27 protein-coding genes and 1 tRNA gene are annotated in these 25,549 nt (G+C 61.6%); 12 read left to right on the plus strand and 16 right to left on the minus strand.

What is annotated here, in order from left to right; translation table 11 throughout:
* Positions 1 to 95: 95 nt before the first annotated feature.
* On the plus strand, positions 96 to 512 hold the full coding sequence (locus BSY16_RS03665) for an Lrp/AsnC family transcriptional regulator (protein ID WP_069058417.1): 417 nt from the start codon (positions 96 to 98) through the stop codon (positions 510 to 512).
* 1 nt (position 513) lies between these two features.
* Here the strand turns inward: BSY16_RS03665 and BSY16_RS03670 are convergent, their stop codons facing one another.
* The gene (locus tag BSY16_RS03670; RefSeq protein WP_150129864.1) at positions 514 to 2,130 is read right to left on the minus strand and encodes a hypothetical protein; all 1,617 of its coding nucleotides are present in this window, start codon (positions 2,128 to 2,130) and stop codon (positions 514 to 516) included.
* Between the two features lie 157 nt (positions 2,131 to 2,287).
* Between BSY16_RS03670 and BSY16_RS03675 the strand changes: the two genes are divergently transcribed.
* The 3 genes from BSY16_RS03675 to BSY16_RS03685 all read left to right on the plus strand — a co-directional run bounded on the left by BSY16_RS03675 (position 2,288) and on the right by BSY16_RS03685 (position 4,599).
* A complete protein-coding gene (locus BSY16_RS03675) occupies positions 2,288 to 3,394 on the plus strand; it encodes an endonuclease/exonuclease/phosphatase family protein (RefSeq protein ID WP_069058419.1) in 1,107 nt (368 codons plus the stop codon).
* A 92-nt stretch (positions 3,395 to 3,486) separates the two neighbouring features.
* Positions 3,487 to 4,404: a PhzF family phenazine biosynthesis protein gene (locus tag BSY16_RS03680; protein WP_069061349.1), complete on the plus strand. Its 918-nt coding sequence runs from the start codon at positions 3,487 to 3,489 to the stop codon at positions 4,402 to 4,404.
* Positions 4,405 to 4,523: 119 nt separating this feature from the next.
* Positions 4,524 to 4,599: transfer RNA gene (locus BSY16_RS03685), tRNA-Lys, on the plus strand.
* Positions 4,600 to 4,823: 224 nt separating this feature from the next.
* Here the strand turns inward: BSY16_RS03685 and BSY16_RS03690 are convergent.
* Entirely contained in the window at positions 4,824 to 6,536 is a 1,713-nt protein-coding gene (locus tag BSY16_RS03690; protein ID WP_150129865.1) for a hypothetical protein, read from the minus strand.
* Positions 6,537 to 6,825: 289 nt separating this feature from the next.
* On the opposite strand from BSY16_RS03690, the gene BSY16_RS03695 reads away from it, so the two are divergent.
* The 5 genes from BSY16_RS03695 to BSY16_RS03715 all read left to right on the plus strand — a co-directional run bounded on the left by BSY16_RS03695 (position 6,826) and on the right by BSY16_RS03715 (position 12,843).
* Positions 6,826 to 7,383, plus strand: coding sequence for a DUF924 family protein (locus BSY16_RS03695; protein ID WP_069058421.1), 558 nt, complete (start codon positions 6,826 to 6,828; stop codon positions 7,381 to 7,383).
* Between the two features lie 110 nt (positions 7,384 to 7,493).
* Positions 7,494 to 9,980 carry a mechanosensitive ion channel family protein gene (locus tag BSY16_RS03700; protein WP_069058422.1) on the plus strand — a complete coding sequence of 829 codons (2,487 nt, stop codon included), beginning with the start codon at positions 7,494 to 7,496 and terminating at the stop codon, positions 9,978 to 9,980.
* Between the two features lie 132 nt (positions 9,981 to 10,112).
* Positions 10,113 to 10,376, plus strand: coding sequence for a hypothetical protein (locus tag BSY16_RS03705; RefSeq protein WP_069058423.1), 264 nt, complete (start codon positions 10,113 to 10,115; stop codon positions 10,374 to 10,376).
* Positions 10,377 to 10,549: 173 nt separating this feature from the next.
* Positions 10,550 to 11,377 carry a response regulator gene (locus BSY16_RS03710; protein WP_069058424.1) on the plus strand — a complete coding sequence of 276 codons (828 nt, stop codon included), beginning with the start codon at positions 10,550 to 10,552 and terminating at the stop codon, positions 11,375 to 11,377.
* 206 nt (positions 11,378 to 11,583) lie between these two features.
* Positions 11,584 to 12,843, plus strand: a complete 1,260-nt coding sequence (locus tag BSY16_RS03715) for a GGDEF domain-containing response regulator (protein WP_286157178.1) — start codon at positions 11,584 to 11,586, stop codon at positions 12,841 to 12,843.
* A 47-nt stretch (positions 12,844 to 12,890) separates the two neighbouring features.
* Here BSY16_RS03715 and BSY16_RS03720 read toward each other — a convergent pair whose 3' ends face one another.
* Positions 12,891 to 13,898: a GlxA family transcriptional regulator gene (locus BSY16_RS03720; RefSeq protein ID WP_150129867.1), complete on the minus strand. Its 1,008-nt coding sequence runs from the start codon at positions 13,896 to 13,898 to the stop codon at positions 12,891 to 12,893.
* A 297-nt stretch (positions 13,899 to 14,195) separates the two neighbouring features.
* On the opposite strand from BSY16_RS03720, the gene BSY16_RS03725 reads away from it, so the two are divergent.
* Positions 14,196 to 14,804 (plus strand): GNAT family N-acetyltransferase, encoded by a 609-nt coding sequence (locus BSY16_RS03725; RefSeq protein WP_069058427.1) that lies wholly within the window; start codon positions 14,196 to 14,198, stop codon positions 14,802 to 14,804.
* Between the two features lie 88 nt (positions 14,805 to 14,892).
* On the opposite strand, the gene BSY16_RS03730 is transcribed toward BSY16_RS03725, so the two are convergent.
* Both BSY16_RS03730 and BSY16_RS03735 read right to left on the minus strand, forming a co-directional pair.
* Complete coding sequence (locus BSY16_RS03730; protein ID WP_150129868.1) at positions 14,893 to 15,096, minus strand: hypothetical protein; 204 nt, start codon at positions 15,094 to 15,096, stop codon at positions 14,893 to 14,895.
* 107 nt (positions 15,097 to 15,203) lie between these two features.
* A complete protein-coding gene (locus BSY16_RS03735) occupies positions 15,204 to 15,422 on the minus strand; it encodes a hypothetical protein (protein WP_069058429.1) in 219 nt (72 codons plus the stop codon).
* Between the two features lie 116 nt (positions 15,423 to 15,538).
* Between BSY16_RS03735 and BSY16_RS03740 the strand changes: the two genes are divergently transcribed.
* On the plus strand, positions 15,539 to 16,456 hold the full coding sequence (locus tag BSY16_RS03740; protein WP_069061350.1) for a LysR family transcriptional regulator: 918 nt from the start codon (positions 15,539 to 15,541) through the stop codon (positions 16,454 to 16,456).
* A 35-nt stretch (positions 16,457 to 16,491) separates the two neighbouring features.
* On the opposite strand, the gene BSY16_RS03745 is transcribed toward BSY16_RS03740, so the two are convergent.
* The 10 genes from BSY16_RS03745 to BSY16_RS03790 form a co-directional block, all read right to left on the minus strand.
* Positions 16,492 to 16,890 carry a hypothetical protein gene (locus tag BSY16_RS03745; protein ID WP_069058430.1) on the minus strand — a complete coding sequence of 133 codons (399 nt, stop codon included), beginning with the start codon at positions 16,888 to 16,890 and terminating at the stop codon, positions 16,492 to 16,494.
* A 28-nt stretch (positions 16,891 to 16,918) separates the two neighbouring features.
* On the minus strand, positions 16,919 to 17,227 hold the full coding sequence (locus BSY16_RS03750; RefSeq protein ID WP_069058431.1) for a hypothetical protein: 309 nt from the start codon (positions 17,225 to 17,227) through the stop codon (positions 16,919 to 16,921).
* Positions 17,228 to 17,395: 168 nt separating this feature from the next.
* Complete coding sequence (locus BSY16_RS03755) at positions 17,396 to 19,468, minus strand: ASKHA domain-containing protein (RefSeq protein WP_069058432.1); 2,073 nt, start codon at positions 19,466 to 19,468, stop codon at positions 17,396 to 17,398.
* Positions 19,469 to 19,503: 35 nt separating this feature from the next.
* Positions 19,504 to 19,923 carry a hypothetical protein gene (locus tag BSY16_RS03760; RefSeq protein ID WP_353652379.1) on the minus strand — a complete coding sequence of 140 codons (420 nt, stop codon included), beginning with the start codon at positions 19,921 to 19,923 and terminating at the stop codon, positions 19,504 to 19,506.
* Positions 19,829 to 20,797: a methyltetrahydrofolate cobalamin methyltransferase gene (locus tag BSY16_RS03765; RefSeq protein WP_069058434.1), complete on the minus strand. Its 969-nt coding sequence runs from the start codon at positions 20,795 to 20,797 to the stop codon at positions 19,829 to 19,831. Before BSY16_RS03765 ends, BSY16_RS03760 begins: the two co-directional genes overlap by 95 nt.
* A gap of 89 nt (positions 20,798 to 20,886) precedes the next feature.
* Positions 20,887 to 21,981, minus strand: a complete 1,095-nt coding sequence (locus BSY16_RS03770; RefSeq protein WP_069058435.1) for a methylenetetrahydrofolate reductase — start codon at positions 21,979 to 21,981, stop codon at positions 20,887 to 20,889.
* 3 nt (positions 21,982 to 21,984) lie between these two features.
* Positions 21,985 to 22,566: a methylenetetrahydrofolate reductase C-terminal domain-containing protein gene (locus BSY16_RS03775; protein ID WP_069058436.1), complete on the minus strand. Its 582-nt coding sequence runs from the start codon at positions 22,564 to 22,566 to the stop codon at positions 21,985 to 21,987.
* Positions 22,559 to 22,861 carry a virulence factor gene (locus BSY16_RS03780; RefSeq protein WP_069058437.1) on the minus strand — a complete coding sequence of 101 codons (303 nt, stop codon included), beginning with the start codon at positions 22,859 to 22,861 and terminating at the stop codon, positions 22,559 to 22,561. The genes BSY16_RS03775 and BSY16_RS03780 overlap by 8 nt, the downstream gene beginning before the upstream one ends.
* A 204-nt stretch (positions 22,862 to 23,065) precedes the next feature.
* On the minus strand, positions 23,066 to 23,848 hold the full coding sequence (locus tag BSY16_RS03785) for a formyl transferase (RefSeq protein WP_069058438.1): 783 nt from the start codon (positions 23,846 to 23,848) through the stop codon (positions 23,066 to 23,068).
* A 98-nt stretch (positions 23,849 to 23,946) separates the two neighbouring features.
* A complete protein-coding gene (locus BSY16_RS03790; RefSeq protein ID WP_069058439.1) occupies positions 23,947 to 24,588 on the minus strand; it encodes a DUF1638 domain-containing protein in 642 nt (213 codons plus the stop codon).
* 32 nt (positions 24,589 to 24,620) lie between these two features.
* Here BSY16_RS03790 and BSY16_RS03795 point away from each other — a divergent pair, with 32 nt between their 5' ends.
* Positions 24,621 to 24,764: an entericidin domain-containing protein gene (locus tag BSY16_RS03795; protein ID WP_150130019.1), complete on the plus strand. Its 144-nt coding sequence runs from the start codon at positions 24,621 to 24,623 to the stop codon at positions 24,762 to 24,764.
* Between the two features lie 54 nt (positions 24,765 to 24,818).
* On the opposite strand, the gene BSY16_RS03800 is transcribed toward BSY16_RS03795, so the two are convergent.
* Positions 24,819 to 25,514, minus strand: coding sequence for a cobalamin B12-binding domain-containing protein (locus tag BSY16_RS03800; RefSeq protein ID WP_069058441.1), 696 nt, complete (start codon positions 25,512 to 25,514; stop codon positions 24,819 to 24,821).
* Between the last annotated feature and the right edge of the window lie 35 nt (positions 25,515 to 25,549).

Genomic DNA, 25,549 nt, shown 5'->3' on the forward strand with positions numbered 1-25,549 from the left:
GCCAAGGAGAACGGCAAGCGAAATGGCAATATTTTGAGAAAATCGCTATCTGAATTGCCGTTTCGTCATCCCGAACTGACATTTTGGTAGTGGATATGGATACGATCGACCGAAAACTCCTCGCCCTCCTTCGTAAGGATGGCCGTGCTTCGCTCTCTGCGCTGGCTGCCGAATTGAACGTCTCGCGCGGCACGGTGCAGAACCGCATCGAGCGGCTGACGCGCGACGGCGTCATCGCCGGCTTTACCGTGCGGGTGACGGCTGCCGACGATCCGCATGCCGTTCGCGCCGTCATGTTGATCGAGATCACCGGCCAGAAGACACTCTCCGCCATAAAGGCCCTGCGCGGCATTCCCGAAATCCGCGCGCTGCACACGACGAACGGCGCCTGGGACCTTATTGCCGAGATTCAGGCTGATAACCTGGTCGAGTTCGAACGGGTGCTGCGCGGGGTACGCGCCATGGATGGCGTCTCGAAATCCGAAACCAGCCTGTTGCTCACCACGCTTTAACCTACGGCATCACGATGTCGATTTCCTCGCCCGTCGAGGAATAGGTGACGCGACCGCCCTTCCAGCCGTCCGGGCTTTCGAGGCGGATTTCCAGCGTCACCTTGCCATCCGGCGAGGGCACCATGAAGCTGCCGTCCGGGGTCATCAACTGGCCGACCGAGAAGGTGTAGCGCGACAACGCCATCTCCGGACCGACCTGCAGCCGCGAGAAGGTTCGCGCTGTCAGTTCGTTGAGTTTTTCCGCAGAGAAGAAGGCGAGATCGCCCATCCGGTAGAGCCGCTCCGGGCGGAACTCCGAATCCCAGGGCATCATCATCGTCATGGCGGTGATGCCACGGTCGTTGGCTGTATAGCTGCGCATCTTGCCCGGTGCATCCGGCACTTCGGCGAGGATCTGCATCGAATCATGACTGATGCTAAGTTCGGCGAACCGCGCGTTCTTGCCGAACTGCTCGCTGATCACGGCGAGGGTGTCGTGCGTCGTCTTCGGATCGAGCCAGTTGCGCTTCGGCTGGCGTGCGGCAGGCAGGTTGGCGGCGCGCACCGTACCGTCGGTCGTCAGCTCGATGGTTCCGCTGTTGGAAAACAACGCGATCTCCCCGGATTGCGTCCAATCCGTGAAGTGAACGGTCCAGCGCAGTTCAGGCTTGCCAGGACCGCCGGAGAAAAGCCGAAGCATCATGTAGTTCATTGTCGACTTGTCGTTGCCCCAGGCCTTTTTCGCGGCATCCCGGATTTTCCCGAGTTGCCAGAGATCGACATCGGCAAGCGAAAAGGCCGGTTCCGCTGCAGTACCTGGAAACATCGGCGAGGCGATCGGCGAGCGCGTCACGCCGGATATATCCCACGAATAGCCGACTGTGGTCTCCTTGAGCGACGGATGGTCGGCCTTCACCTGCACGGATTTCGGGTAGATCGTGATGTCCCGGATGATCGGCTTGCCGCTGATGACGCCGGTCAGGCTTTCGATTGCCGCCTCCTTGGGCCAATCCTCGTCGTTGATGAAATGCATGGTCCGCGCGCGCGCGGTATTGGACAGGTCGCCGCCGATGATCGTGCCCTGAGCATCCGCATAGACCGTTGCACTTTCCCGCGGCGAGGCGACATAGATTGACCAGCGGATATCGCCGTAGGACGGCGTCGGCAGCAGGCTGACGCGCCTCGCAATTTCGATCGACTGGACGCTTCCGCCGCCTTCCAGCTTGGCATAGGCCACGGCGCGGCTTGCAACATCATCGGTCTTGTCGAGGGGGATTGCGTCGAGAGAGAACAGGCCGCTGGCAACATCGTCCACCATGCCCGGTGCGGCGCGCGCGGCGGGGCCGGCCACGACTTCGGTTTCGAAGAAGATGAGGCGCGACGCCTGCCGGACCTGCCATTCCTCCACGTCGTCCGGCCGCGACCCGCCGAGCAGCACGGAAACCGATTTGTCGGTGATTCGGATCGTGTGCACTGCCGGCGCCCGGCCGAGTTCCCCGACGATGCGCTCGACCGCCCGGGCGGCTTCACCCGGTGCAGTGATATAGTTCTCGGCTGCGCGGGCGGGCACGCCGGCGAGCAGCAAGAGGCCCAGCCAGGCCGCCAGCAAGGCACGTATCGTGCTGGATAGACGTCCCATGAGCGTTCCCTCCGTCTGCCACCGGAATGCGCATCATCCGTGCTGGGTAACGGCGTTGCAAGCCGGTTTATTCCGGCAGGGCGTGCGTCACCGCGAAAAGGCGCTTTCCATTGCCGGGCAGCCGGTTACACTTCGCCGGCATACCCGGAAGGACCTCATGTCACTACGCCTCGCCACATTCAACATCGAAAACCTCATGACCCGTTTCGACTTCACGGGTTTCCGCAACCAGGTTCGCCAGGATCGTGTGCTGCGCCTGTTCGACATCCGCAACGAGGCGGAATACCAGCGGCTGGAGGAGGCGCGTGCCATTGCCTATACCGACGATGCCCGCCAGCATTCGGCGCTCGCCATTGCCGATGCGGATGCCGATATTCTCTGCCTGCAGGAAACCGACAACATGGCGGCGTTGCAGGCCTTCGAATACGGCTATCTCTTTCGCATGGTCGGCAACGGCTATCGCCAGAAGTACCTGATCGAGGGCAATGACAGCCGCGGCATCGACGTTTCGGTGCTGATGCGCGAGGAGACACGCGACGGCCAGCGCATCGAATGTGTCGATATCCGCAGCCATGCCGCCGTCACCTATCGCGATTTCGATCTCCATACGCCGGACCTCGGGCAGGGGCTCAAGCCGGACGACAGGATTTTCAAACGCGATTGCCTGGAAATGGACCTGCGCATCGGCGGCCGCCCGCTGACGCTCTATGTCGTGCATTTCAAATCGATGGGGCCGGGACGGGAGGGCATGGATGGCCGCCAGTCCACTATGCCGGTGCGCATGGCGGAAGCGCGGGCGGTGCGGCGGATCATCGAAAACCGCTTTGGCGTCGGGAAGACGGCGGACAAGGCCTTCGCGATCTGTGGCGACATGAACGACTATAAGGCGAAGCTGGCGATTGAAGGAGACCGGCGCAACGGTTACCGTTTCGTCCCGAAGGATGAGGAGGTCAGCGCGCTCGATGTCTTCAGCGCCGATGGTTTCGCGGTCAATCCGGTGCTGCGCCGACCGGTCGAGGATCGCTGGACGCTCTACCACAGCCGCGGGCCGGAGGAGCGCCATCTGTGCCAGCTCGATTACATCTGGCTGTCGCCGTCGCTGGCCGAGCGCAATGCACAGCACGTTCCTGAAATCATTCGCGCTGGCCAGCCCTTCCGCACGATCTTTCCGCCGGGGCAGGAGGTGGAGCGCTATCCGCGCGTCGGCTGGGACCGCCCGAAGGCGTCCGACCATTGCCCGGTGGTCATGACGCTCGATCTCTAGCCTTTCAGCGTGTCATTTCCGCTTGCCCACGGAGGAGGGCTCGGGCACGTTTAGGAGAACGCATCGCGGTAAAATTGAACACGGAGAATACCTTGCCTCGTCGCTACGCCATCTATGACGTCTTCACCGATACGCGGCTTGCCGGCAATCCGCTGGCCGTCGTCTTCGATGCCGACGATCTCGACGATAGCGCGATGCAGCGCATTGCCGGCGAGTTCAATCTCTCCGAAACCGTCTTCGTGAAGACGCCGGAAAACCCGGCACACAGCGCACGCCTGCGCATATTCACGCCCGGCCGCGAACTGCCCTTTGCCGGCCACCCGACGGTGGGGGCGGCGATCGCCATCGCCGAAGCGGGCGAAAGCGACAGGGCAGGGCCGCGCGACCTGGTGAGCGTGCTCGAGGAGAATGTCGGGCCGGTGCGCTGTGCCGTCCGGCTCGGCGACCGCAACGCGGCCTTTGCCGAATTCGACGTGCCGCGCAAATCCGCCCGCCTCGATGCAAACTTCGACCGGCAGGCGCTCGCCGATGCCTTCAGCCTGAAACCGGGCCAGATCGGTTTCGAGAACCACGTGCCTTCGCTCTGGAGCGCCGGCGTCGCCTTTGTGATGATCCCGGTGCATGACCTTGCGGCCGCAATCGCCGTGGAGTTCGATCCGACACTCTGGGAGCGCTGTGCGCCCTTTGCCGAGGGGCGGCTTGCCTCTGCCTATCTCTATTGTCGCGGCGGGGTGAACCACAATGCCCGTTTCCACACGCGCATGTTCGCGCCCGACATGGGCATAGTCGAAGACCCGGCGACGGGGGCTGCGGTCGCCGCCCTGTCGGGTGCCATCCATTTTTTCGACAAGCTGGTGGATGGCCACCATCCGTATCTCATTGAACAGGGTGTCGAAATGGGCCGCCCGTCTCATATTCACCTGCATCTCGATGTGTCCGGGGGCGCGATCGCCAGCGCGCGCATCGGCGGCGAGGCCGTGCGCATTGCCTCCGGAATGCTGGATTTGTGACACTTGTTTTGCGCTGCAAAAGAAAATCACGCGCCGGCGCACTTTTTTCCGGGTGCGGTATGGACAACCCTGGCGAAGGCCTTTATACGCCCCTCCAGACCGCTGAAACGGTTGTGTGTGGGTGATTAGCTCAGTTGGTAGAGCAGCTGACTCTTAATCAGCGGGTCCACGGTTCGAGCCCGTGATCACCCACCAAAACTTTCTTATTCCGCTGATTAAACAAGTGCTTGGTAGGCGCCGCTCCCAAAAGAGCGGCTGGCCGGGTGTCACTCTCTTCTCCTTGAAGTGACCTCTTGCGACTTTCACTGTCGGTGCCATAGCAGCGAACCGGGTTACGCTTGCGCGGCCCGGTTCACCGTGGCAATTGCCGCAACACGCTGGCTGCAGCTGCAAAAGTCATCTTGTTTCGAAGCCGGTTTTCATGCTTCGCGTGCGAAGAGTTTCCAGCCCGTATTGCCGCTCGTCGTGCTCTTCATGTAGAGGTTCACGCCTGCTCCGAGGTCGATGTAAAGTGATCCGCGACCCGCCATTTGCGTTCCCTCCGGATTTCCGGACCCAACGCGGATAGCGACATCGAGACCCCTGTTCATCCAGATCCCGATGCTGCTTGCGCCGGAGGCTTCGATCGTTCCGCGTATCGCGTTGTCGTGATCCTTGAAGGTCGCGAAGTTACCGTTTGTGGGCGCGCTGCTGAACGTGTCGTTGTCCATCCGAATGCCGAGCGAAGACGGATCGAGAGGAGGGGTAGGGGCACGCAGATGTGCTACTCTGCCAACCTTCATTGCGTTTGAGGACGAGGTGCCGCGGATGACCCCGGTCAGGGGAGAAACGGTGTCCAGGGTTACATTGTCGATGTAGCCGGTGTGATTGGCGCCGTTGAAGCGGATCGGATTTGCGCCGGAAACCTCCTTGCAAACCTCAGAAAAATCCAGACCGTCGATAACCATGTCCGTAGCTGTACCAGAGCCGTCGTGATAAATGCCGTGGCTCTCGCAGTAACGGCCAAGGATATCCCTGAACACGCCGCTGTCATGATTGCCTGTCAGTTCGATCAGATAGGTTGGCACGCGCTCCGCTATGGGGTCGCCCTGAATCGTGCCGCCTTCGATGATGTAGTTTTCCGATCCGTCCGCCAGCCTGAAGGCTGGCACCGGCGTCTGCGTGACGGTGAAGTTGCTGATGACACCTTGGCGCAAGACGCCCTGCCATAGACACCGGCCGATATCCATGTCGATGCCGGAAGCATTGATGCCGTTGATCTTGCCGGCATTGGTCCCGTCGTTTCGAAATAGGCCGAATAGATTCGAGTGACCGCGGATGCTGTCGTATTGGAAATAGCGAAAACCAGTTTCGTCTCGTTTTACCGGACTGTCGTCCTGCATGTAGTCTCCGACACTTGGCCACTCATGAACGACACCCCAGCCGCAAGCGTTGAAGTCGCAATCTTCCGCCTTTAGGCCGCGTCCCCAGTGTTCGACGCCGGTTGCGAAGCCTGTGATTCTGACGCGCGAAAGAGAAAAATCACTGTCAGCCGTTGGCGGGTTGACGGGACCATAGTCCTTCTTGACCAGGATGCCGATGGAGGCATCCGCCGACGTGAAGGATCCCTGCTGGATACTCATGTCGGTAAACGAAATGCCTTCCCCCTTCACGCGGATCAGGGCGGCGGGGGCGCTTGCGGGGCGGTAAAGTGCGGTTGCAAACCGGCCTGAACCGATCAGGGTGAACTGAAGACCGGTATTTTCAACGCGCAGATCGCTGACGATGTAGTGGCCGGGCGGAATCCCCAGAGCACGGCGCTGGATGTTCGTCTGCTGCTGGATGAGGGAAATAGCGGCGTTGAATGCCGTATCATTCGCCGCGGCTCCATTGGAGGGAAGGGCACCCCACCAGTTGACCATTGGAAGCCCGTCGAAGGACCGGACCCAGACACCTGCGCTCGCAGCGACCGCGTTCGCCTTGATGTAAAGTCCTTCTTCCGTATCGGCGGTGATCTGTGCTGAATAGTTCCCGGCGCGGAAGTTGAAAATGCCCGCGCGGCCGGCTTGCGAGAGATAGGCCGTCGTTATTTGCGTGGTGTCGAGTGCTTTCAAGGCCGTACGTGTCGCGGCGGTTTCGATGTTACCTGTCATCTCGATCTCCAAAAACATGATAGCGCGTTGCTGTGTCGTGCCACCGTATTGCCTCACGAAGAGAGGCGCCCCGACGACAGCGCTAATCTACGGGCCGCGATCATGGTGAGGAAAACGAAGCTGCGTTTCGCCAGCGGCCATTCGCTCCAAAATTTCGTCAACACTCGGTGTTTTGCGCGGTCAGCGGAGTAACGGGCAGAGGAAATGAGAGCTGCGCCTATGAACGTTTTTCTCTTGCCATGCCCCTTCGCACGGCCATATTCCCGGTGTAATGAATGGAGAGATCGACATGAGCGACAACACGGTCGAAACGCCGGACGAGGTGATTGCCTATTGGTGCGAGACGCTGACGGCGAAGGATTGGTGGCAATCGGCGCCGGCTCTTGATGCGCATGTCACCGAGCGATTTGCCGCAACGCATCTGGCGCTTTCGCGTGACGTGGCGGCGCCGTGGCGTGCAGGCCCCGAGGCGCGGCTGGCGGCCATTATCGTGCTCGACCAGTTTCCTCGCAACATGTACCGCGCATCGCCCATGGCCTTTGCAACCGACTGGATCGCCCGGCGCGAGGCGCGGCTGGCGCTGGAGGCGGGCGCGGACAGGCTTGTGGGCTATGACCGCCGGCATTTCTTCTATATGCCGTTCGAGCATTCGGAGGTGCTCGCCGACCAGGATCTCTCAGTCGAGCTTTTCAAGGCGCATGGCGACGAGATGTATCTCGACTATGCGCTCCGCCACCACGAGGTGATCGCCGAATATGGTCGCTTCCCGCATCGCAACGCCTTCCTCGGCCGTGTTTCGACGCCAGAGGAGGAGGCCTATCTTGCCAAACCGGGTGCTGGATTCTAGCCGCACAGGCGGCATGGTTTAAAATGGCCGCAATCATGGCTAGAAGGGTGCGGAATCGCGTGGTTTCGCTGCGTCGTCTGTTCCTGTCCAACGAGGATGGCCTTTTGCCAATGTCCCGCCTTCTCTTCGTCCTGCTGCTGATCCTTTCGTTTGCCGCAGGACCTGTCGCCGCGCAGACCGCAGCAGCGCCTGCCGCTGATGCGACGGCGACGCAGCTTGAGCAGGCGAGCACCGACCTCGACCGTGCGGGCGGACAGCTCAACACCATCCGCGACCAGGTCGAGCGGTACAAGGACGACGATGCGCACCTTGTCGAACTGAAGGTCGAGGCGGAGGCCCTCAACCGATCCATCCTGTCAATCTCCATCGCGACACGCCCCCGGCTGGAGGCAATCAAGGCCCGCCAGGCCGAGCTCGGCGATCCGCCGGGCGAGGGCGCTCCGGCGGAAGCAGACGTCGTCGTCGCGGAGCGCAAGAAACTTGCCGCCGAACGCAACGAGATCAATGCGTTGACGGGGGAGGCAGAAAATCTCTCGATCGAAGCTACCAAGCTTTCCAACCGCATTACGGAAATGCGCCGGCAGCTGTTCAGCGAGGCGATCCTCAAACGCACCGACGTGAACGCCGACCTGTTCACGGAGGCCTCCGGTGCGATTGCCGAGGAAACGCAGACATTCGGCCGCACCGTGACGGCGTGGATGCAGTTCGTCTGGAAGTTCAAGCGGATGCAGCTCTTTGGTGCTGTCGCGCTGTCGCTGCTGGCGGCGCTCGTCCTGCTCTCCGGCAGTTACCGCCTGTTTGCCCCGCTCATCACCCGTGGCGTGCGGCAAGATAAGCCGCACTACATCACACGCCTGTCCGTCGCCTTCTGGTCGACGGTCCTGCCGACCATGGCCGCGGCCGCCTTTGCCGGGGCCAGTTACTTCTTCCTGGATGCGTTCAAGGTATTGCGCACCGACATCGCGCCGATCATTTCCATCGGGCTCGGGGTGATCGTCGCGGTCTATTTCATGGCGCAGCTTGCCAATGCGGTACTTTCGCCGCGGGACGGGCATTGGCGTCTGGTCCGGGTTTCCGATCGCGGAGCGCAGCTTCTGTGGCTGCTGATCTGCAGCATGGCGATCGTCAACGGCGCCGATTATTTCCTGGGAACGATCAGCGAAGTCCTGGGCTCGCCTGTGGTCCTGACCGTCGTGAAGAGCTTCTTCGCCTCGCTCATCATCGGCGCGCTGCTGCTCGTCACGGCCTTCATCAAGCCGGTATTGTCGAAGGGGGAGGTGCCGGATTCGCAGGGCCGGCCCTGGCCGCGGTCGATTTTCGTGCTTTTGATCCTGACGGGCCTCGTCCTGATCTTCGCGCCCTTGCTCGGCTATGTCGGCATGGCGCGGTTTATCGCAACGCAGATCATTGTGACGGGTGCGGTGATCGTCACAATGTATATCGGCTTCCTTTCCGGGCGCGCGGTTTCGGCTCCGAGCGCCTTTGCCGAGACGGCGGTGGGCAAGCGGCTCGAGGAGCGCTTCGGGCTCGGCCAGGTCGCGCTCGATCAGGTGGGGCTTGCGGCGGGGCTCAGCATCTATCTTCTGGTCTTCGTCCTGTTCATTCCGCTGATCCTGCTGCAATGGGGCTTTCAGGTCGCGGACATCGAATCCTGGACCTATCGCTTCTTCACGGAAATCCGCATCGGCAGCATCACCATTTCGCTGGTCGGCATCCTGGTCGGCATCCTGCTGTTTGTCGTCGGCCTTGTCGTCACACGCTGGTTTCAGAAGTGGGTGGACGGCAATGTGCTGGCCCGCAGCCAGGTGGATGTCGGTGTGCGCAATTCCGTGCGCACGGCGGTCAGCTATGCGGGTGTGGCGCTTGCCGGCCTCATCGGCCTCTCGGCGGCCGGCATCAACCTTTCCAGCCTGGCGGTCGTTGCCGGTGCCCTCTCGCTCGGTATCGGTTTCGGTCTCCAGAACATCGTTTCGAACTTCGTCTCCGGCCTCATCCTGCTCGCCGAACGCCCGTTCAAGGTGGGCGACTGGGTGGTGGCCGGCACGACGGAAGGTTTTGTGCGCCGCATCTCCGTGCGCGCCACGGAGATCGAAACGTTCCAGCGCCAGACGGTGATCGTGCCGAACTCCGTTTTGATCAACGGTCAGGTCGGCAACTGGACGCATCGCAACAAGCTTGGCCGTATCGAAGTGGCGCTCAGCGTTCACGCCGGCAACGATCCGCGCCGCGTGCAGGAGATCCTGACGGAGGTCGTACGGGCACAGCAGGGTCTCCTGCGCAATCCGGAGCCCATGGTGGTCTTCCAGGCGTTCTCGTCGAGCACGCTGGACTTCGAGATCCGTGCCTTCCTCGCGGATATCCTCAACGGCACCAGTGTGAAATCGGAGCTGAGGTCGGCCATTCTGGAGCGGTTCCGCACGGAGGAAATTCCGCTTGGCGGGCCTGCGGCGCCCGAAGTGCCGATCAAGATTTCTCCGGAGGGGGCGGAGCTAATCACGGCCCTGCTCGACCAGGCGACGGAGAAGCTGCGCCCCCGCGCCACCGGCCGGCGCCGCAAGACGGCGAACGAGGGGCCGGACACCGAGCCAACCGCCTGATTTCCGGCACATGAACGCCGCATTCACGCTGCATTCAGCCGTCCCCGCATAAAACGTGATGCAAATCCGATCGAGGAGCGATAGTGTTCCTTCGGGCTTGTGAACAGGGGCGGCGCTTGGCGCCGGGCGAAAATGAAGCGAATGATCATGATGCTGGTGGTGTCGGCCGTTCTGTCCGCTCCGGCCGTTGCTGCCTCGGTGACCAACAAGGATGGCGATACGCAAGTCCTCGTCATCGTCGAGGATGGCAGCCGCGTGGAAGTCGCGCTGGAACCCGGTGCCACTGAGACCATCTGCCCCTCCGGCTGTTTTGTGACGCTGCCGAACGGCGACCGTATCGCGCTGAATGGCGGCGAAGAGGTCGAAATCCAGGGCGGTTCCGCCTCCGTCAAGTAATTTCGCCAGGACATGTACAACGGCGCGGAAGAAAACCGCGCCGTTTTTCGTGTTGGGCGCCGTGCGATGCCGCGCCGCCCTATCGCGTTTTCATGCCCTCTAAATTTAACGCTTTCGCAAAGGGTTGCCGGCTACCCATAGGCTGGGGAATATCTAATTTACGAAGGCATATCATGGCGTTTATCGGCATATCCGGAATGCAGTATACCGGCGCGTCTCTTTCGCATCACCGTATTCTGGTCGCCGAGGACTCAAACGTCTTCACCTCCATGATCTCAAAGCGCCTGAAGGAGCTTTTCGACATCGATGTCGAGATTTGCCGCAGCTTCGAGGATCTGGAACTTGCCTATGACAAGTCCACCGACAAGGTCACACTTGCGATCTCCAATATCAATCTTCCGGGTGCCGAGAATGGCGAGGCCCTGAACTACCTGGTCGACCTCAGCATTCCGACGATCGTCTTTACCGGCACATTTCAGGAGAAGACACGCGACCAGTTGCTCTCGAAGGAAATCGTCGACTACATCCTCAAAGATAACATCTTTGCCGTGGATATGCTGGCAGAGTCGGTCTGCCGCTTCCTGACCAATCATCAGCACCACGTGCTGATCGTCGATGACAGCGCGACGGCGAGGGCACTTCTTTCCACACGCCTCAAGCGTTTCAATTTCCGCGTCAGCATTGCCGACAATGGCGCCAGCGCGTTGGCGCTGCTGAAGGCCAACCCAGATATCGGCCTGATGATCACCGACTACAACATGCCGGATATCGATGGCTTCGAGCTGACGCGACGCATCCGCGGCTCCATCGGATCGCACCAGTTGCGCATTATCGGCGTGTCCTCCTCCACGGACCGGCTGCTGTCCGCGCGCTTCCTCAAGGCCGGCGGAAACGACTTCATCATGCGGCCGTTCATCGACGAGGAATTCTACTGCCGCGTGAACCAGAATCTGGACACGCTGACCCAGATCAAGACGGCCCAGAAACGGCTATCGGCCTGAAATTCCCGGGACTTCTCCAACTCACCCGGATATGTCCCTTACGTAGCGTGAGATATTTGTCCGCGTATTAACCACTTGGTAAAACCAGTGGTTTGTAATGCTTGCCAGACGGAACTTCATCTAAGGTACTGGACGACGTGGGAGTGGATTCAAATCCGCAGCGAGGACCTGCATTTCTGCGCCATTCGGGGCAGCAGGTGTTGCTCGTGGAAGATTCGCGCATGTTCTCCACGGCGCTCAAGTACCGGCTGGAGAAGGAGCTCGGCCTCAGCGTCACGCATTGCTCCAGCATGGCCGCACTGCGGGGCACGCTCCAGGGGGAGGCGCCTGAATTCGCGCTTGCCGTTCTCGACCTGAATCTGCCCGACGCGCCGAATTGCGAGGCGCTGGACTACGTGATTTCCAAGGGCATTGCGCCGCTGGTCTTCACCGGCTCCTTCAGCGATGCCACCCGTGACCAGATCCTCGCCAAGAATGTGCTCGACTATGTCGTCAAGGACAATCCGGCGGCGATCCAGCAACTCGTTCTCGCCGTCGATCGTATCCTGACCAGCGGCAAGACCCAGGTCCTCGTCGTCGATTCGGATCCGGAGAGCCTGCAGCGGCAGGTGAGCCTGATTGCCAAGCAGCGCTTTCAGATCATTGCCGTCGAAAGTGGCGCTGCCGCCCTCGACGTTCTCGATGCCCGCGGCGATATCGACATGGTGGTCGCAGACCTCGACCTAGCCGACATGGATGGCTTTACCCTGCTTGGCGAGATCCGCCAGAGGCATGGCGACGATGCCGTCCGGGTGGTCGGTCTGTGCAAATCGGAAGACCGCATGGTTGCAGCGCGCTTCCTGCGGGCCGGTGGCGATGAATATATCCAGAAACCCTTCCTCGTCGAAGAGTTCAACAGCCGCGTCTTCCACGTTGCCGCAATCCAGAAGCGCGTTCAGTCGCTGCATCGCATTGCCGCGCGGGACTATCTCACCGATATCTATAACCGCCGCTACTTCTTCGAGACTGGACCGCGGCTTGTCGACCAGGCGCTTCGCCGCGGCGAGCTTGCATCGATTGCCATCCTCGATATCGATCATTTCAAAAGGCTCAACGACACCTACGGCCATGAGGTCGGCGACATCGTGCTGAAGGCTGTGTCACGTCGGCTGAAACACCGGATCAACGACCGGCACCTGCTTGCCCGCCTCGGTGGCGAGGAGTTCGGCATCATCTTCAGCGGCCTGGGGCTGGAAGAGGCGCTCGACTATTGCGAGCGGCTGCGTCTCGAACTGGCGGCCCAGCCGATCGATGCGGACGGCGAGGCCGTGACGATCACGGTTTCGGCGGGTCTTGCAGCCATTTCCGGTCGTGAAACCTTCGACAACTACCTGAACGCGGCGGACCAGTTCCTCTACATGGCCAAGCATGCCGGCCGGAACCGGGTCTTCTCCGAGCTTTCCCTGATGAACGCGCTCGCAAGCTAACATCCCCATCACGGGGACGGGGATTTCTCGTCTTCTTTACTCTTCGATCAGCGTGCGATGGCCGAAAGCGTCAGCTTGCGCTCGGCGCGCTCCTGCTGGGGCGAGCGGTTGTAGAGTTCGCGGTAACACTTGGAGAAGTGCGAGGCGGAGACGAAGCCGCAGGCGACGGCCACTTCCACCACCGGCATGGAGGATTGCACGAGCAGGTGGCGCGCGCGGTCGAGGCGGATTTCAAGGTAGTAGCGTGCGGGTGAGCGGCCCATTTCCTGGCGGAACAGGCGCTCGATCTGGCGGCGCGACAGGTCGGCGTCGTCGGCGATCTCCAGCAGGGAAAGCGGCTCGGAGAGGTTTTTCTCCATCAGTTCGATGATCGACAGCACCTTGGCGTTCTGCACGCCAAGGCGGGCGCGCAAGGGCAGGCGCTGGCGGTCATGCGGGCCGCGCACGCGGTCGGTCAGCGCCTGCTCGCAGACGCGGTTGACGAGATTCTCGCCAAAATCCTGGTCGATCAGGTTCAGCATCATGTCGAGCGAGGCGGTGCCACCGGCACAGGTATAGATGTTGCCGTCGATTTCGTAGAGGTCGGCATAGACGTCGGCCTGCGGGAAGGCCTCGGCAAAGCCCGGCAGGTTTTCCCAGTGGATGGCGCAGCGCTTGCCCGCGAGCAGGCCCGCCTGGGCGAGCACATGGGCGCCGGTACAGAGCGAGCCGACCGCAAGGCCGCGATTGTAGACCTCGCGCAGCCAGGCATTGACCGACTTGTTGGAGAAGTCCTCGACATAGATGCCGGAACAGACCAGCACCATGGAGGGACGGTTCTCGCCGCCGAGATACTTGCGCTCGTCGGCAAGCGACGAGTTCACTTCGATGCCTATGCCGCTGGAGGAGAGCACCTGCTGGCCGTCCGTCGACGAGAGGCGCCAGGTATAGGCCTCATAGCCGAGCATGCGGTTGGCGATGCGCAAGGTCTCGATCGCCGCCGAGAAGGGCAGCATGGAGAAGTTGGGCACGAGGAAAAAAACCAGGGAGCGCTTCTTGACGTTCTGCTTGTTCATCGGAGTGTCCATGCTGGAGGCGCGATGTCGCAATGGTCGCAGGGAGAACGGCGGCCGTGCTAGCATTTTTGCGACACAGAAGAGGATGGTTACGACTGCGCTGCGTCGCGTATCGCTGAAATGTCAGGGCGTTCGGGCGGAATTGTGACATTTTGTTCGCACTTGCACATTTGCGACCCCGCCGGATGCGTTGTCCGATTGCGACAGGCCCAATCCGGCCGCCGTCGCAGGCCCGTCCCTGTTTGACAATGCGGAGCGCTCCGGCCAAATACGGGGCGAGTTTGAGAGGATGAAAAGATGCTGCCAGACGGATATTCGGACGTGCCCGCGGGAAAGCTTGCCGCCGTGGTGACCTGCCTCGAAATGCAGGTGCCGCCGGCCGGGCGCAGCGATCCTGAGCAGCCCGGCATCACCCTGGAGCGTATCGAGCGGCCGGATGTCGCCTGGTACCGTGACCTCTACAGCCGCATCGGTACCGAATGGCTTTGGGCCTCGCGCCTTGCCATGGCTGGAGAGGACCTCGCCGCGATCCTCCATCACCCCGATGTCGAGGTTTATGCCGTGATGAAGGATGGGCGGGCAGAGGGGCTGCTGGAACTTGATTTCCGGGAGGAGGGGACCTGCGAACTCGCCTTCTTCGGCCTGACGCCGGCAACGATCGGCAATGGTACGGGGCGGTGGTTGATGAACCGGGCGATCACGCAGGCCTGGTCACGACAGGGGCATGCGCCCATTCAGCGCTTCTGGGTGCATACCTGCACGCTCGATTCGGCGCAGGCTTTAGGCTTCTATATCCGCTCGGGCTTCACGCCGGTAAAGCGCCAGATCGAAGTCTTCGACGACCCGCGGCTGACGGGCGTGCTGCCGGAAACCGCAGCACCGAACGTGCCGATCGTCCACCCGTAAAACAAAACCGCCGGAGAGACTTTTGAAGGTCAGCTCCGGCGGTGTTTGGCGTCGTCATCTTTCGGCGGATTGCCGCAACAGTCGTCCATCATCGTGTGGTCTTGTCCCACGAGCGGTAACCGATGTCCTTGCGAAGATCGTAGGGCATGCTTTCCTGCTCGCGCTCGACGCGACGGCGCTGCCAGGCGGATACGATCCGTTCAACGACTTCACGCAGGAAATGTGACAGGCTGCCGGCATCGCGGGTGCTCGATGCACGCCGTACCGGACGATGTTCCAATGCTATTGCCATTTTCAGGGTTCCTTTCGAGCTTGGGAGGTTTCGAAAGGTCGCGACCTTGATGGTGACTATGCCGCAACCTCATGCATCAATCAAACGAATATATTTGATTGGATAGATCAGCGTACTTCATGGTTTGTGATGGCAGGCCAGTTGATATCCTGCTTCAGATAGTCAGGCAGCAGCGCCAGTTCTTCAGCCGTATGGCGGATCGCATTGTGTCTGCGGCGGGCCTCGACGGCGTCGCCCACGAAGCGCCGTATTGCGTAGTAGAATCCGTTTCCGCGGGCACGAACAGCGAGATCGGCGCCGTCTGTGTACGTTTTTTGCGTTTTCATGGCGTTTTTCCTTTCCTTCGTTGTTTCTATAGGTTGACTATCCGCCCATCTCGGTTTTCAATCAAACGAAATGAAGTGACATTATGCTTCAGAAATTCTGATCCATGGAGGCAAGCATGAACCTGCTGATGCGCCAGACGCTCCCCCTGCTGGAGCTCGATATCCTGAAAACTTTCGTGGCGATTGCAGAGACCGGTAATTTCACCACCGCCGCCGAGACGGTGCATCGAACGCCGTCCGCCGTCTCCATGCAGATCAAGAAGCTGGAAGAGCTGCTCGGTTGCTCGCTGTTCCGTCGCGATGCGCGCTCGGTCGTATTGACCCATCACGGCGAGGTGCTGCTTTCCTATGCACGCCGCTTGATTGCGCTGAGCAACGAAGCGGTGTCACGCTTCATGATGCCGGAAATGAATGGCGTGGTGCGGCTCGGTGCGCCGGATGACGTCGGCGAGCTTATCCTGCCGGAAGTGTTGCGGCGGTTTGCCGATACCTATCCGTCGATCGCGGTCAATGTCTCGATCGAGACGAGCAGCAGCCTGCGTCGCGCCGTTGCAGAACGCCGGCTCGACCTTGCCATCTTCAATGCGACCGACGGCACGATCCCGATTCCGGGTGAAATCCTGTTGAAGGAACAGCTGGTTTGGGCCGGCAAGAACTGCGGCAATGCGCATCTGAAAAACCCGCTTCCGGTGTCCGTCTGGGAAGAGGGCTGCATCTGGCGGGCGCGGGCTCTCGAGCAATTGAGCCGTTCCGGCCGTGATTTCCGCGTGGCTTACTTCTGCGCTCACCATATGGGCCAACGCGCCGCGATCCGCGCCGACCTTGCCGTCGCGCCGCTCGCGCGCTTCCTCGTCGGTGACGACATGGTGGCGCTCGGTGAAAAGGACGGATTGCCGGACCTCGGCCATTACCTCATCGGCCTCGTTGTCAACGAGGAGGCCGATACGCCGGCGCTGGCCGTGGCGGACTATATCCGCGCCGCCTTCGCCCGCATCGAGCGCCGTCCGATGGACATGCTGCAGGTCGCCTGCTGAAATCGAAGGCCGGGTGTAAGCCAGGCCTTCCTGCATTATTCGTAGGAGTAGGACGCGCACATTTCCGCGTCGCTTTTCGGCACATCGTCCGTCGCGAATACGGCGACCGTCGTGGTGTCGGCGTCACCCCATGAGGCGACGTAGGTCACGGGCTGGCCGCACAGCCGGTTACCGTTGAGAAGAACCGGATCTTTCGGCTCGGCAATGCTGTAGACCGAGCCATTCACCCTTTCACCACCCACCATGAACGTATCGCCGAGAAGCTCGTCGAAGGTGATCTGCTCGCCGTTTTCGAAGGTGATGCCGAAATCGTCGAACTCGATGTCGCCGGTGATCGACATTGCCGTGTTGCTGATCGCCGCATAGGTGTCGGCGAGAGCGGGGGAGGTGATGGCCAGGGAAAGGGCGAGGACAAGCAGGCGGGCTTTCGTCATGGAAAAGTCTTTCGTTGTTTTTTGCGCTTCAATATCTGCGGCAGTTCATGGTCCGGTTGCTCTCGGACGAGGAAAAATCCAGCGTGTCCGAGGTGATCTCCGAAAGGGTGATGTAGACCTCGTCCGACAGGAACAGCGAATAAGAGCCGTCCGAGCCTTCCTGGGCCTCCTGGATGTCATAACTGTCGTCCCCGATGCTGTACACCGTGGAGGTGAAGACGAAGGGCGCGCCGTCACATTCCCATTCTCCCGTAAAGGGATAGTCTTCCTGCGCCCACGCGGTACCGCTGGCGACAAGGAGAAAGAGGCCGGCTGCGGCAAGGCGGGCAACGGACATGAAGCGGGCTTTCGTGCGCTGGAGGGATGGCGAGCGATATCGTGTCAACGCGTGAGCGCCTCGCCCTATTCGCCTACCATGCCGATAAACCGCCGAAAACAAAACGGAATTCGCTGGGTTGGTTTACGGGTAAGGTAACCGCGGCCAGGGCCGCGGCTCCGACCCGTGTTACTCGCGGCTGCGGCGCCTGCGACGTCCGCCACCTTCTCCGCCGCCATCGTCGGACGGCCCCTTGCGCTCCGGCAAGGTCACGACCTTGGCGAGTTCCGGGAAGGCGTCCACCTTGTTCGGCAGCGCCATGGCATTGACGAAGAGCTGCTGGAAATTCGGCTCCAGCGCGGTCTCGATCTTCTCGATGTGATTGACCGTCTTTTCGATCTCGCGGCGATGGTCGCGGTTGAGCAGCGCCATCAGCGCACCCGTGCCGGCCGCGTTGCCGACAGCCTTCACCTCGTTGAGGTCGCAATCCGGGATGAGGCCGAGCACCATGGCGTATTTCGGATCGATGAACGAGCCGAAGGCGCCGGCGAAGCGGATGGTGTCGACATGGTCGACGCCCTGCTTTTCCATCAGCAGCTTGATGCCGGCATAGAGCGCGGACTTGGCGAGCTGGATAGCGCGGATGTCGTTCTGCGTCACGGTGATGCGCTGTTCGCCATCGTGCAGCAGGTAGGAGAAGGTACGGCCGTTCTGCAGGATACGCGGGCTCTTCTCCGCCATCGCGCCATCGACCACGCCGTCCTCGGAGATGATGCCCGAGAGGTACATTTCCGCGACGACCTCGATGATGGCCGAGCCGCAGATGCCGGTCACGCCGACGCTTGCCGCAGCTTCGGCAAAACCCTCTTCGTCCGACCATTTTTCCACACCGATGACGCGGAATTTGGGCTCCAGCGTTTCAGCGTCGATGCGCACACGCTCGATGGCGCCCGGGGCGGCGCGCTGGCCGGAGGAGATTTCCGCGCCCTCGAAGGCGGGGCCGGTCGGTGAGGAGGCGGCAACGACGCGCTGTCGGTTGCCGAGCACAATTTCCGCATTGGTGCCGACGTCAACCAGCAGCATCATGCGGTCCTGCCTGTAGGGGCCTTCGGCAAGCGTTGCCCCCGCGGCATCCGCGCCGACATGGCCGGCAATGCAGGGCAGCGTATAGAGCCGCGCGCCGCGGTTGACGTCGATGTCCAGCTCATGCGCCCAATATTGCAGCGCGCCGGAGACGGCGAGTGCAAAGGGCGCCTGGCCGAGTTCCGTCGGGTCGATGCCCAGGAACAGGTGATGCATGATCGGATTGGCGACGAACACCATATCGAGAATGTCGTGCTGGTCGACCTGGCCTTCGTCGCAGACCTTGCCGATCAGGCTATTGACGGCTTCGCGCACCGCCTTGGTCATGGCTTCCCGGCCATCCGGGTTCATCATGACGTAGGAGACGCGGCTCATCAGGTCTTCGCCGAAGCGGATCTGCGGGTTCGACGTGCCGGAGGAGGCGACGATGCGACCCGACAGCAGCGAGACGAGATGCATGGCGATCGTCGTCGAGCCGATGTCGCAGGCAACGCCGTAGGCCTCGTTCTTGAGGCCCGGCCACAGGCCGACGATGAACGGGCGCGAGCTATCCATGTCGCGGTGAATGGCGGCGGTGACGCCCCAGTTGCCCTTGCGCAGGACAGACTGCACTTGCGGGATGAGGTGTGGCGCGACCAGCAGGTCCTTCCAGCCCCAGTCCTTTTCAAGCATCACCTTCAAGCGATCGAGATCGCCGAGCGGCTTGTGCATGTCGGGCTCGTCCACCTCGACATAGCAGAGCTGGACGGCGGCGTTGCGTTCGATGACGCGGTCCGTCGCGGCCTTGCGCACGACCTGCGCGTTGATGACCGTATCCTGCGGCACATCCACGACGAGGTCGCCGAGGATGAGGGCGGAACAGGAGAGGCGGCGGCCATCCGGCAGGCCACGGATCTTTTCGTAGCGTTCTTCCTTCGGACCCTTTTCCGAGATGTGGTTAAGTGAGGAGACGATCTTGTGCTTGGCGAAATTGCCTTCCTGCACTTCGATCTGACAGCGCCCGCAGGTCGCGCGTCCACCACACACGCTCTCGACATAGACGCCGAGCTTGCGCGCGGCGTCGAGCACGGGGGTACCGACCGGGAAGCGGCCGCGCTTGCCCGATGGCATGAAGAGGACCAGTGGTTCTTTTACCGAAGCTTCGGTCATGTTGGTCTCGTTCTCACCTTCGTAGCGCATCGATCGTACTTTCCTGTGGGGCGCGAAACCGCCCGTCAGCCCTTCTTGGCGGCGAGCCGCCGCACGTTCCGGCGCACGCGCTTGCCATAGGGCTTGATGGCGGCTTCTGACACGGCGCGGGCCGTTGCCGACGGCGATGCCGCCGTCATCACGGCCTTTGCAACAGCAAAATTGGCTGCCACGACACTCTCCGTCGCGGCAGCCATCTTTTCGGTGACCATTTTGGTCATCTCGGCAGTGTTTTGGGTCGACCCGGTCAGCGCCGCCATCTGCATCTCATGGCAACGCATGGCGATGACAAGCGGCGCCTCCAGCCACAGGCTGAAGGCATCGCGACGAAACTGCCGCCCGCCCGCCATCTTATTCTGGTGCCGCGCTGGAGCCCGTGCGCCCTGCACGGCCGCCGCGACGACCACCGCCTGCTGCACCCGTGGACGGTGCAGCGACTGCAACATGGCCGCCTTCGGCCGGCTTGTGGTCACGATAGGTCTTGATCCAGGTCGAGCAATTCGCGTCGGTGCCGTTGAGCACGTTGGCGGCACGCACCGCTTCCATTTCCTGCGGACGGCAGGGGTTCATGATGGCCGACGTCATGCCCGCACCGATGACCATCGGAATGAAGCCGGCGTTGATGCCGTGACGGTGCGGCAGGCCGAAGGAGATGTTGGAAAGGCCGCAAGTCGTGTTGACCTTCAGCTCGTTGCGCAGGCGATAGAGCAGCGCAAAGACCTGGCGGCCGGCATCACCCAGCGCACCGATCGGCATGACCAGCGGGTCGACGACGATGTCGTGCGGCTTGATGCCGTAATCCATGGCGCGCTCGACGATCTTCTTGGCGACGGCAAAGCGCACGTCCGGATCCATCGAAATGCCGGTCTCGTCGTTGGAGATCGCAACGACCGGAACGTCGTATTTCTTGCAGAGCGGCAGGATGGCTTCGAGCTTTTCTTCCTCGCCGGTCACCGAGTTGACCAGCGGCCGGCCTTTGGCGACCTTCAGCGCAGCCTCGATGGCGGCGGTGACGGAGCTGTCGATCGACAGCGGTACATCAACGAGCCCCTGCACGATTTCCATCGTCTTGACGAGCAGGCCCGGCTCGGTTTCGTTCGGGTTGACCGACGTGACGCCCGCGTTGACATCAAGCATCGTCGCACCGGCGGCGACCTGTTCCAGCGCGTCCTTGATGACGGTGTCGAAGTTGCCTTCGATCATCTCGGCGGCCAGCTTCTTGCGGCCGGTCGGGTTGATGCGTTCGCCGATGACGCAGAAGGGCTGGTCGAAACCGATGATGATTTCGCGGGTGGCCGAGGCGACGATGGTGCGTGTCATGTAGTGTCCTCTGGGGCGGGGCGCTCGACCACGTCTAGCGCGCGATTTCCGGTGTTACAAGCGACGGTCGGCCGGTGGCCGGCACGCGGTCAATGGGGTTGATGGGCGGCTTTTTCCGCCATCTGCTGCTGGTTCTGTTCGACGCCTTCGCGGGTTCTCTCGATGCGCTCGGCCACAAGCTGGTCGACCGGATTGGCCTCGCGCTTCCAGGGCTGGCGGCCTTTCAGCACGCCGGAATCATGCACGATCTCTGCGACATATTCTTCCTGCCGATAGGCCATGACGTGAATGCCGGACACACCCTCGATCTCTTTCACCTCGTTGATGATGTCGATGCAGAGTTGCTTGCCTTCCTTCTTCTGGTCCTGCGCGCCTTCAAGGCGGGTGATGACGGAATCGGGAATGTGGATGCCCGGTACGTTGGAGCGGATCCATTTGGCCGTCTTGGCGGATGCCATGGGGCCGACGCCGACGAGGATGAAGCATTTTTCGTGCAGGCCGAGATCGCGCACCTTCTTCATGTATTCCCGGAACATCGGCACGTCGAAGCAATACTGGCTCTGCACAAACTGAGCACCGGCTTCGATCTTCTTGCCAAGGCGGTAGGGGCGGAAATCGTAGGGTGGCGCGAAAGGATTGATCGCGGCACCGAGGAAAACCTTCGGCGGCGTCGTCAGCTTGCGGCCAGACAGGAATTTTCCGTTGTCGCGCATGATGCGCACGGTTTCGAGAAGCGACATGCAATCGAGGTCGAAAACGGGTTTTGCGCCCGGCTGGTCGCCAGCCTGCACGCCGTCACCGGTCAGGCACATCATGTTCGTGACGCCCATGGCGGCACCGCCGAGAACGTCGCCCTGGATGGCGATGCGGTTCTTGTCGCGGCAGGCGATCTGCATGATCGGTGCATAGCCCATGCGGGTGAGCAGCGCGCAGATGCCGACGGAGGACATGTGGCAATTGGCGCCCGACGCATCGACCGCGTTGATGCCGTCCACCCAGCCGTCGAAGATCGCGGCCCGCTCATAGACGTCTTCCGGATTGGCGCTGTCCGGCGGGTTGAGTTCGGTCGTGACCGCGAACTCGCCACGGCGCAGCACGCGCTCCAGCCGGCCGAGCGAGGAGTGGCCGGGCAGGGGATCGAGCGGCAGGTGGGGGCCGAGCGGGTTTTCGTCGATATGCGCCATGGATCAGGCGTCCTTTCCGGCTGCTGCTGCGGCTTCACGGGCCGCGGCGGCTTCGGCCGTCACGCGCAGCCAGGACGAGGTCTCGCGCAGCGACTGGTTCACCGGCTTCTGCACGTTCATGATGGCATCCCCCTTGGCCATGTTCTGCGAGCCCTTCCAGGCCTGGACCCAGACACAGGGCATATCCGGCTCCACTTCGCAATTGCCATTGGCGCGAACGCCGCCGCAGGGACCATTGCGAAGCTGCTTGGGACAGTTCATCGGGCAGGACATGCCCGTCGACGATAGTGCGCACTGTCCGCACATGCGACAGTCGAAGAGGAAACCCTTCACATGCTTTTCGACGAAGGTGATCGGACGCTCAACGCGCTGGTAGCCGAAGAGTTTCCAGACCGGGTGCAGCAGCAAGAAAACGTCGGCGAAGCGATGGTAAAACCATTCCAGGAAGCGGGAGTTGCGCACGGCCCAGAGCCGGACCGTGTATTTGCGGCGCGCGCGGCGGCTCGGCGACACGCCGGCCGGCGTGAAGGCGCCGGTGGCGGCCTTCGTGGCGGGCGCGGCATTGCCGGGTTTCGGGTCAGCCATTCTCGCGGCCTCCGGATTTGACTAGGCTGACGAGCCGCTCGCGGTCGTAGGCTTCCTCGAACTCGGCGGCGGCCTTGTCGGCTTCGGCTTCGAGGTCGTCGGAAACCGGCACCGGATCGGCCTTGCGCCATTCGGCGAGGTAATCGTCCGTTTCGGCGGCACCGGTGCGCATGGCGCACATATCGATCGCTTCTGTGAAGCGCAGCGACAGTTCACGCTTGGCCGTCGTGCGGCCCTTCTTGATGATGACCTGGGCGGGGATGTCGCGCCAGTAGACGATGATGCGGTCTGCCATGCCAAATTTCTCCCAGAGCGTTTCCGCGCTTCTCTGAATTGCGAAAGCGCTCTTCCTCTTTTTCGCGATTCCGGACGGAAACCGTCGCATACTTTTCCCGGAATTGCTCTAGCACTGACAATGCGGTCTGGCCGCGTCGCGGGCTTCACTCGCCACGACTGCCCCATGCTCAAAAACGACGCGGGATTCGACTGTCCAGAGGTTTTACCAGATGCCGCGGGTTAAGCCGTTCCAGAGCCATGTCCAGATCGGCGGATGATACCATTGCCGCGAGGGTGCGGCTATTTTCAAAGGCTTGAGGTTGCCGGTCACGGCGTCTTGCAGCGCATCGATAATGATGCCGGTTGAGGCCGCCGTCTGCAGAGCCGGATAGGTGTGCATCGTGTCGCGTTTGGAAGGTTTCATCCGTTGCTGGTAGAGCACGCCGCCGGTGTCCACGCCCGCATCGACGAGGTGCACCGTGGCACCGAAATTCGCTTCGTCGGATTGGATACGCGACCAGTAGCCGCCCTGAAGGCCGCGATATTGCGGATTGATGCCGGCATGGAAATTGAGCACCGGGCAGGGGATGGCGGCGAGCGTCTGCGCCTTCAGCATGCGGGTGCTGACGAGCAGCAGCGCCGCCGGCCGGATGTCGTCGAGCGCCTTGAGAAACTCCGGGCTGTTGGCCGAGGGAACGGCGACGCGGCGGATTTTCGAGTCCGTTGCTGTGCTTGCGCCGAATTCTTCAAGGATTTCCGCAGCGCGGGCCTTGGTGAAGCGCTTGCCGTACTTTGAAACCACCATGGTGGCGAGCTGACCGAGGGCCTGTATCCAGCCGAGTTTTTTCGCGCGTCTTTGGATGAAGAGTTTTTTGGATTCCGGCTGCTCTTCGATGACGATGAGGTTCGGGAAGACGGCCTTGACGGCAGTGACGACGATTTCCGGGTTCGGGCCGGGCTGGATGAGCATCGCCACCGTTTCCGTCCGTGTGTCGCGTTCCGTCATGCCCTGCCTCGCCCTGTTTTCGGCGTGCATCATCGTTGCGAGGGCTTAGGAAGCGGTAACTGCCGCGCGGGATTTTGCGCGGCAGGGCTAAGGATTGGTTAGCGGGCGCGCAGCAGTTCGTCCGTCAGGTCGCCATAGCCGGTGAAGCGGTATTCATAGGCAAGCCCGAGATAGTCCGCGGCCTCCTTTGCCTTCCGCTGCAAGGCCTGGTCCTCGATCTGCGAGAGATAGACGACCTTGGTGTAGTTGCCGAAATACATGGCTTTCAGTTGCGGATAACGATCGAGGCCGAGCGGCTCGATGACGAAGGCGCGGAACTGGCGGGCGAGGAAATCGGTGAGGAAGAATGCCGTGACATCGTCTTCTGTCGCCGCAAAGGCCTCGTTGCCGGCAAAGAAGGAATAACAGTGCGGACCGGCAATGCGCTCGACGCCGAGCCGTTCGCAAACCTTGTCGAGCAGGCCACCGGTGCCGCAATCGGCATATCCCACGAAGACGCGGTCGAAGCCTTCGGCGCGTGCCTCTTCCACGGCCTTTTCGACGCCGGGCGCGATCTTTTCCGGATGGGCATGCCAGATGGCGGGAAGACAGAGAAGGTCGATATGGTCGAGCCCGTTGGCGTCGCGAATGGCCAAAATTTCGCGCGCAATCGCACCGCACGCGATCACGCGAACTTTTTCCGCGTTCGTGCGTTTCTGCGTCGGACTTCCGAGGTGAAGTTCTGCGTCAACCACATCCATCTAGAGGGACCCCGACCATGACTGGGACAAATATGACCCGTATCAGCATCGTTCTCGCCGCGCTTCTCGCACTCAGCGCCTGCGGTAACACCATTCGCGGCATGGGACGGGATACGGCCAATGCCGTGGATGCGACGCAGGATGCCGGCCGAAGCGTGGAAAGAGCCGCAAACTAAAGGTCGTCAGCGAACGGCGCCGTTTCAAGGGCGGCGCCGTCCGAACTTCAAAGCCTAGCCGGCAAGCATGTTGTGCTTGCGCTTCATGAATTCCTTGGCCGTTTCGACCGCCACGGCCGCGTCGCGGCAGTAGGCGTCGGCCCCGACGGCCTTGCCGAACTCCTCGTTCAGCGGCGCACCTCCGACGAGAACGACGTAGTCGTCGCGCAGGCCCTTTTCTTTCATCGTGTCGATGACGACCTTCATGTAGGGCATCGTCGTCGTGAGGAGGGCGGACATGCCGAGGATATCCGGCTGTTCGCGCTCGATGGCTTCAAGGTAGTTTTCGACCGGGTTGTTGATGCCGAGGTCGATGACGTCGAAGCCGGCGCCTTCCATCATCATGCCGACGAGGTTCTTGCCGATGTCGTGGATGTCGCCCTTGACGGTGCCGATGACCATCTTACCCTGCTTGGGCGCGCCGGTGGCGGCGAGCAGCGGGCGCAGGATGAACATGCCGGCCTTCATGGCGTTCGCCGACAGCAGAACTTCCGGCACGAACAGGATGCCGTCGCGGAAGTCGACGCCGACGATGCGCATGCCTTCGACGAGTGCCTGAGTCAGGACGTCGTAGGGAGCCCAGCCGCGCTCGAGCAGGATGTTGGTGCCCTCTTCGATTTCCTCTTTCAAGCCGTCGTAGAGGTCGTCGTGCATCTGCTGCACAAGTTCTTCGTCGGAGAGATCGGCGAGAATGATTTCGTCGTCAGACATGGCAATCCTCACATATTGAAAGCGACACGCGTGCT

The sequence above is a fragment of the Sinorhizobium sp. RAC02 genome (genome assembly GCF_001713395.1).
Taxonomy (GTDB): Bacteria; Pseudomonadota; Alphaproteobacteria; order Rhizobiales; family Rhizobiaceae; genus Shinella.

Coding starts and splice junctions, on each gene's coding strand:
- BSY16_RS03700 (WP_069058422.1), top strand. CDS start 7,494: ATGTCCCGCCTTCTCTTCGTCCTGCTGCTGATCCTTTCGTTTGCCGCA.
- BSY16_RS03720 (WP_150129867.1), bottom strand. CDS start 13,898: ATGAACAAGCAGAACGTCAAGAAGCGCTCCCTGGTTTTTTTCCTCGTG.
- BSY16_RS03670 (WP_150129864.1), bottom strand. CDS start 2,130: ATGGGACGTCTATCCAGCACGATACGTGCCTTGCTGGCGGCCTGGCTG.
- BSY16_RS03760 (WP_353652379.1), bottom strand. CDS start 19,923: ATGTTGCAGTCGCTGCACCGTCCACGGGTGCAGCAGGCGGTGGTCGTC.
- BSY16_RS03695 (WP_069058421.1), top strand. CDS start 6,826: ATGAGCGACAACACGGTCGAAACGCCGGACGAGGTGATTGCCTATTGG.
- BSY16_RS03780 (WP_069058437.1), bottom strand. CDS start 22,861: ATGGCAGACCGCATCATCGTCTACTGGCGCGACATCCCCGCCCAGGTC.
- BSY16_RS03745 (WP_069058430.1), bottom strand. CDS start 16,890: ATGACGAAAGCCCGCCTGCTTGTCCTCGCCCTTTCCCTGGCCATCACC.
- BSY16_RS03750 (WP_069058431.1), bottom strand. CDS start 17,227: ATGTCCGTTGCCCGCCTTGCCGCAGCCGGCCTCTTTCTCCTTGTCGCC.
- BSY16_RS03800 (WP_069058441.1), bottom strand. CDS start 25,514: ATGTCTGACGACGAAATCATTCTCGCCGATCTCTCCGACGAAGAACTT.
- BSY16_RS03675 (WP_069058419.1), top strand. CDS start 2,288: ATGTCACTACGCCTCGCCACATTCAACATCGAAAACCTCATGACCCGT.
- BSY16_RS03755 (WP_069058432.1), bottom strand. CDS start 19,468: ATGCGCTACGAAGGTGAGAACGAGACCAACATGACCGAAGCTTCGGTA.
- BSY16_RS03705 (WP_069058423.1), top strand. CDS start 10,113: ATGAAGCGAATGATCATGATGCTGGTGGTGTCGGCCGTTCTGTCCGCT.
- BSY16_RS03765 (WP_069058434.1), bottom strand. CDS start 20,797: ATGACACGCACCATCGTCGCCTCGGCCACCCGCGAAATCATCATCGGT.
- BSY16_RS03710 (WP_069058424.1), top strand. CDS start 10,550: ATGGCGTTTATCGGCATATCCGGAATGCAGTATACCGGCGCGTCTCTT.
- BSY16_RS03785 (WP_069058438.1), bottom strand. CDS start 23,848: ATGACGGAACGCGACACACGGACGGAAACGGTGGCGATGCTCATCCAG.
- BSY16_RS03795 (WP_150130019.1), top strand. CDS start 24,621: ATGACCCGTATCAGCATCGTTCTCGCCGCGCTTCTCGCACTCAGCGCC.
- BSY16_RS03725 (WP_069058427.1), top strand. CDS start 14,196: ATGCTGCCAGACGGATATTCGGACGTGCCCGCGGGAAAGCTTGCCGCC.
- BSY16_RS03690 (WP_150129865.1), bottom strand. CDS start 6,536: ATGACAGGTAACATCGAAACCGCCGCGACACGTACGGCCTTGAAAGCA.
- BSY16_RS03775 (WP_069058436.1), bottom strand. CDS start 22,566: ATGGCTGACCCGAAACCCGGCAATGCCGCGCCCGCCACGAAGGCCGCC.
- BSY16_RS03770 (WP_069058435.1), bottom strand. CDS start 21,981: ATGGCGCATATCGACGAAAACCCGCTCGGCCCCCACCTGCCGCTCGAT.
- BSY16_RS03730 (WP_150129868.1), bottom strand. CDS start 15,096: ATGGCAATAGCATTGGAACATCGTCCGGTACGGCGTGCATCGAGCACC.
- BSY16_RS03740 (WP_069061350.1), top strand. CDS start 15,539: ATGAACCTGCTGATGCGCCAGACGCTCCCCCTGCTGGAGCTCGATATC.
- BSY16_RS03790 (WP_069058439.1), bottom strand. CDS start 24,588: ATGGATGTGGTTGACGCAGAACTTCACCTCGGAAGTCCGACGCAGAAA.
- BSY16_RS03735 (WP_069058429.1), bottom strand. CDS start 15,422: ATGAAAACGCAAAAAACGTACACAGACGGCGCCGATCTCGCTGTTCGT.
- BSY16_RS03665 (WP_069058417.1), top strand. CDS start 96: ATGGATACGATCGACCGAAAACTCCTCGCCCTCCTTCGTAAGGATGGC.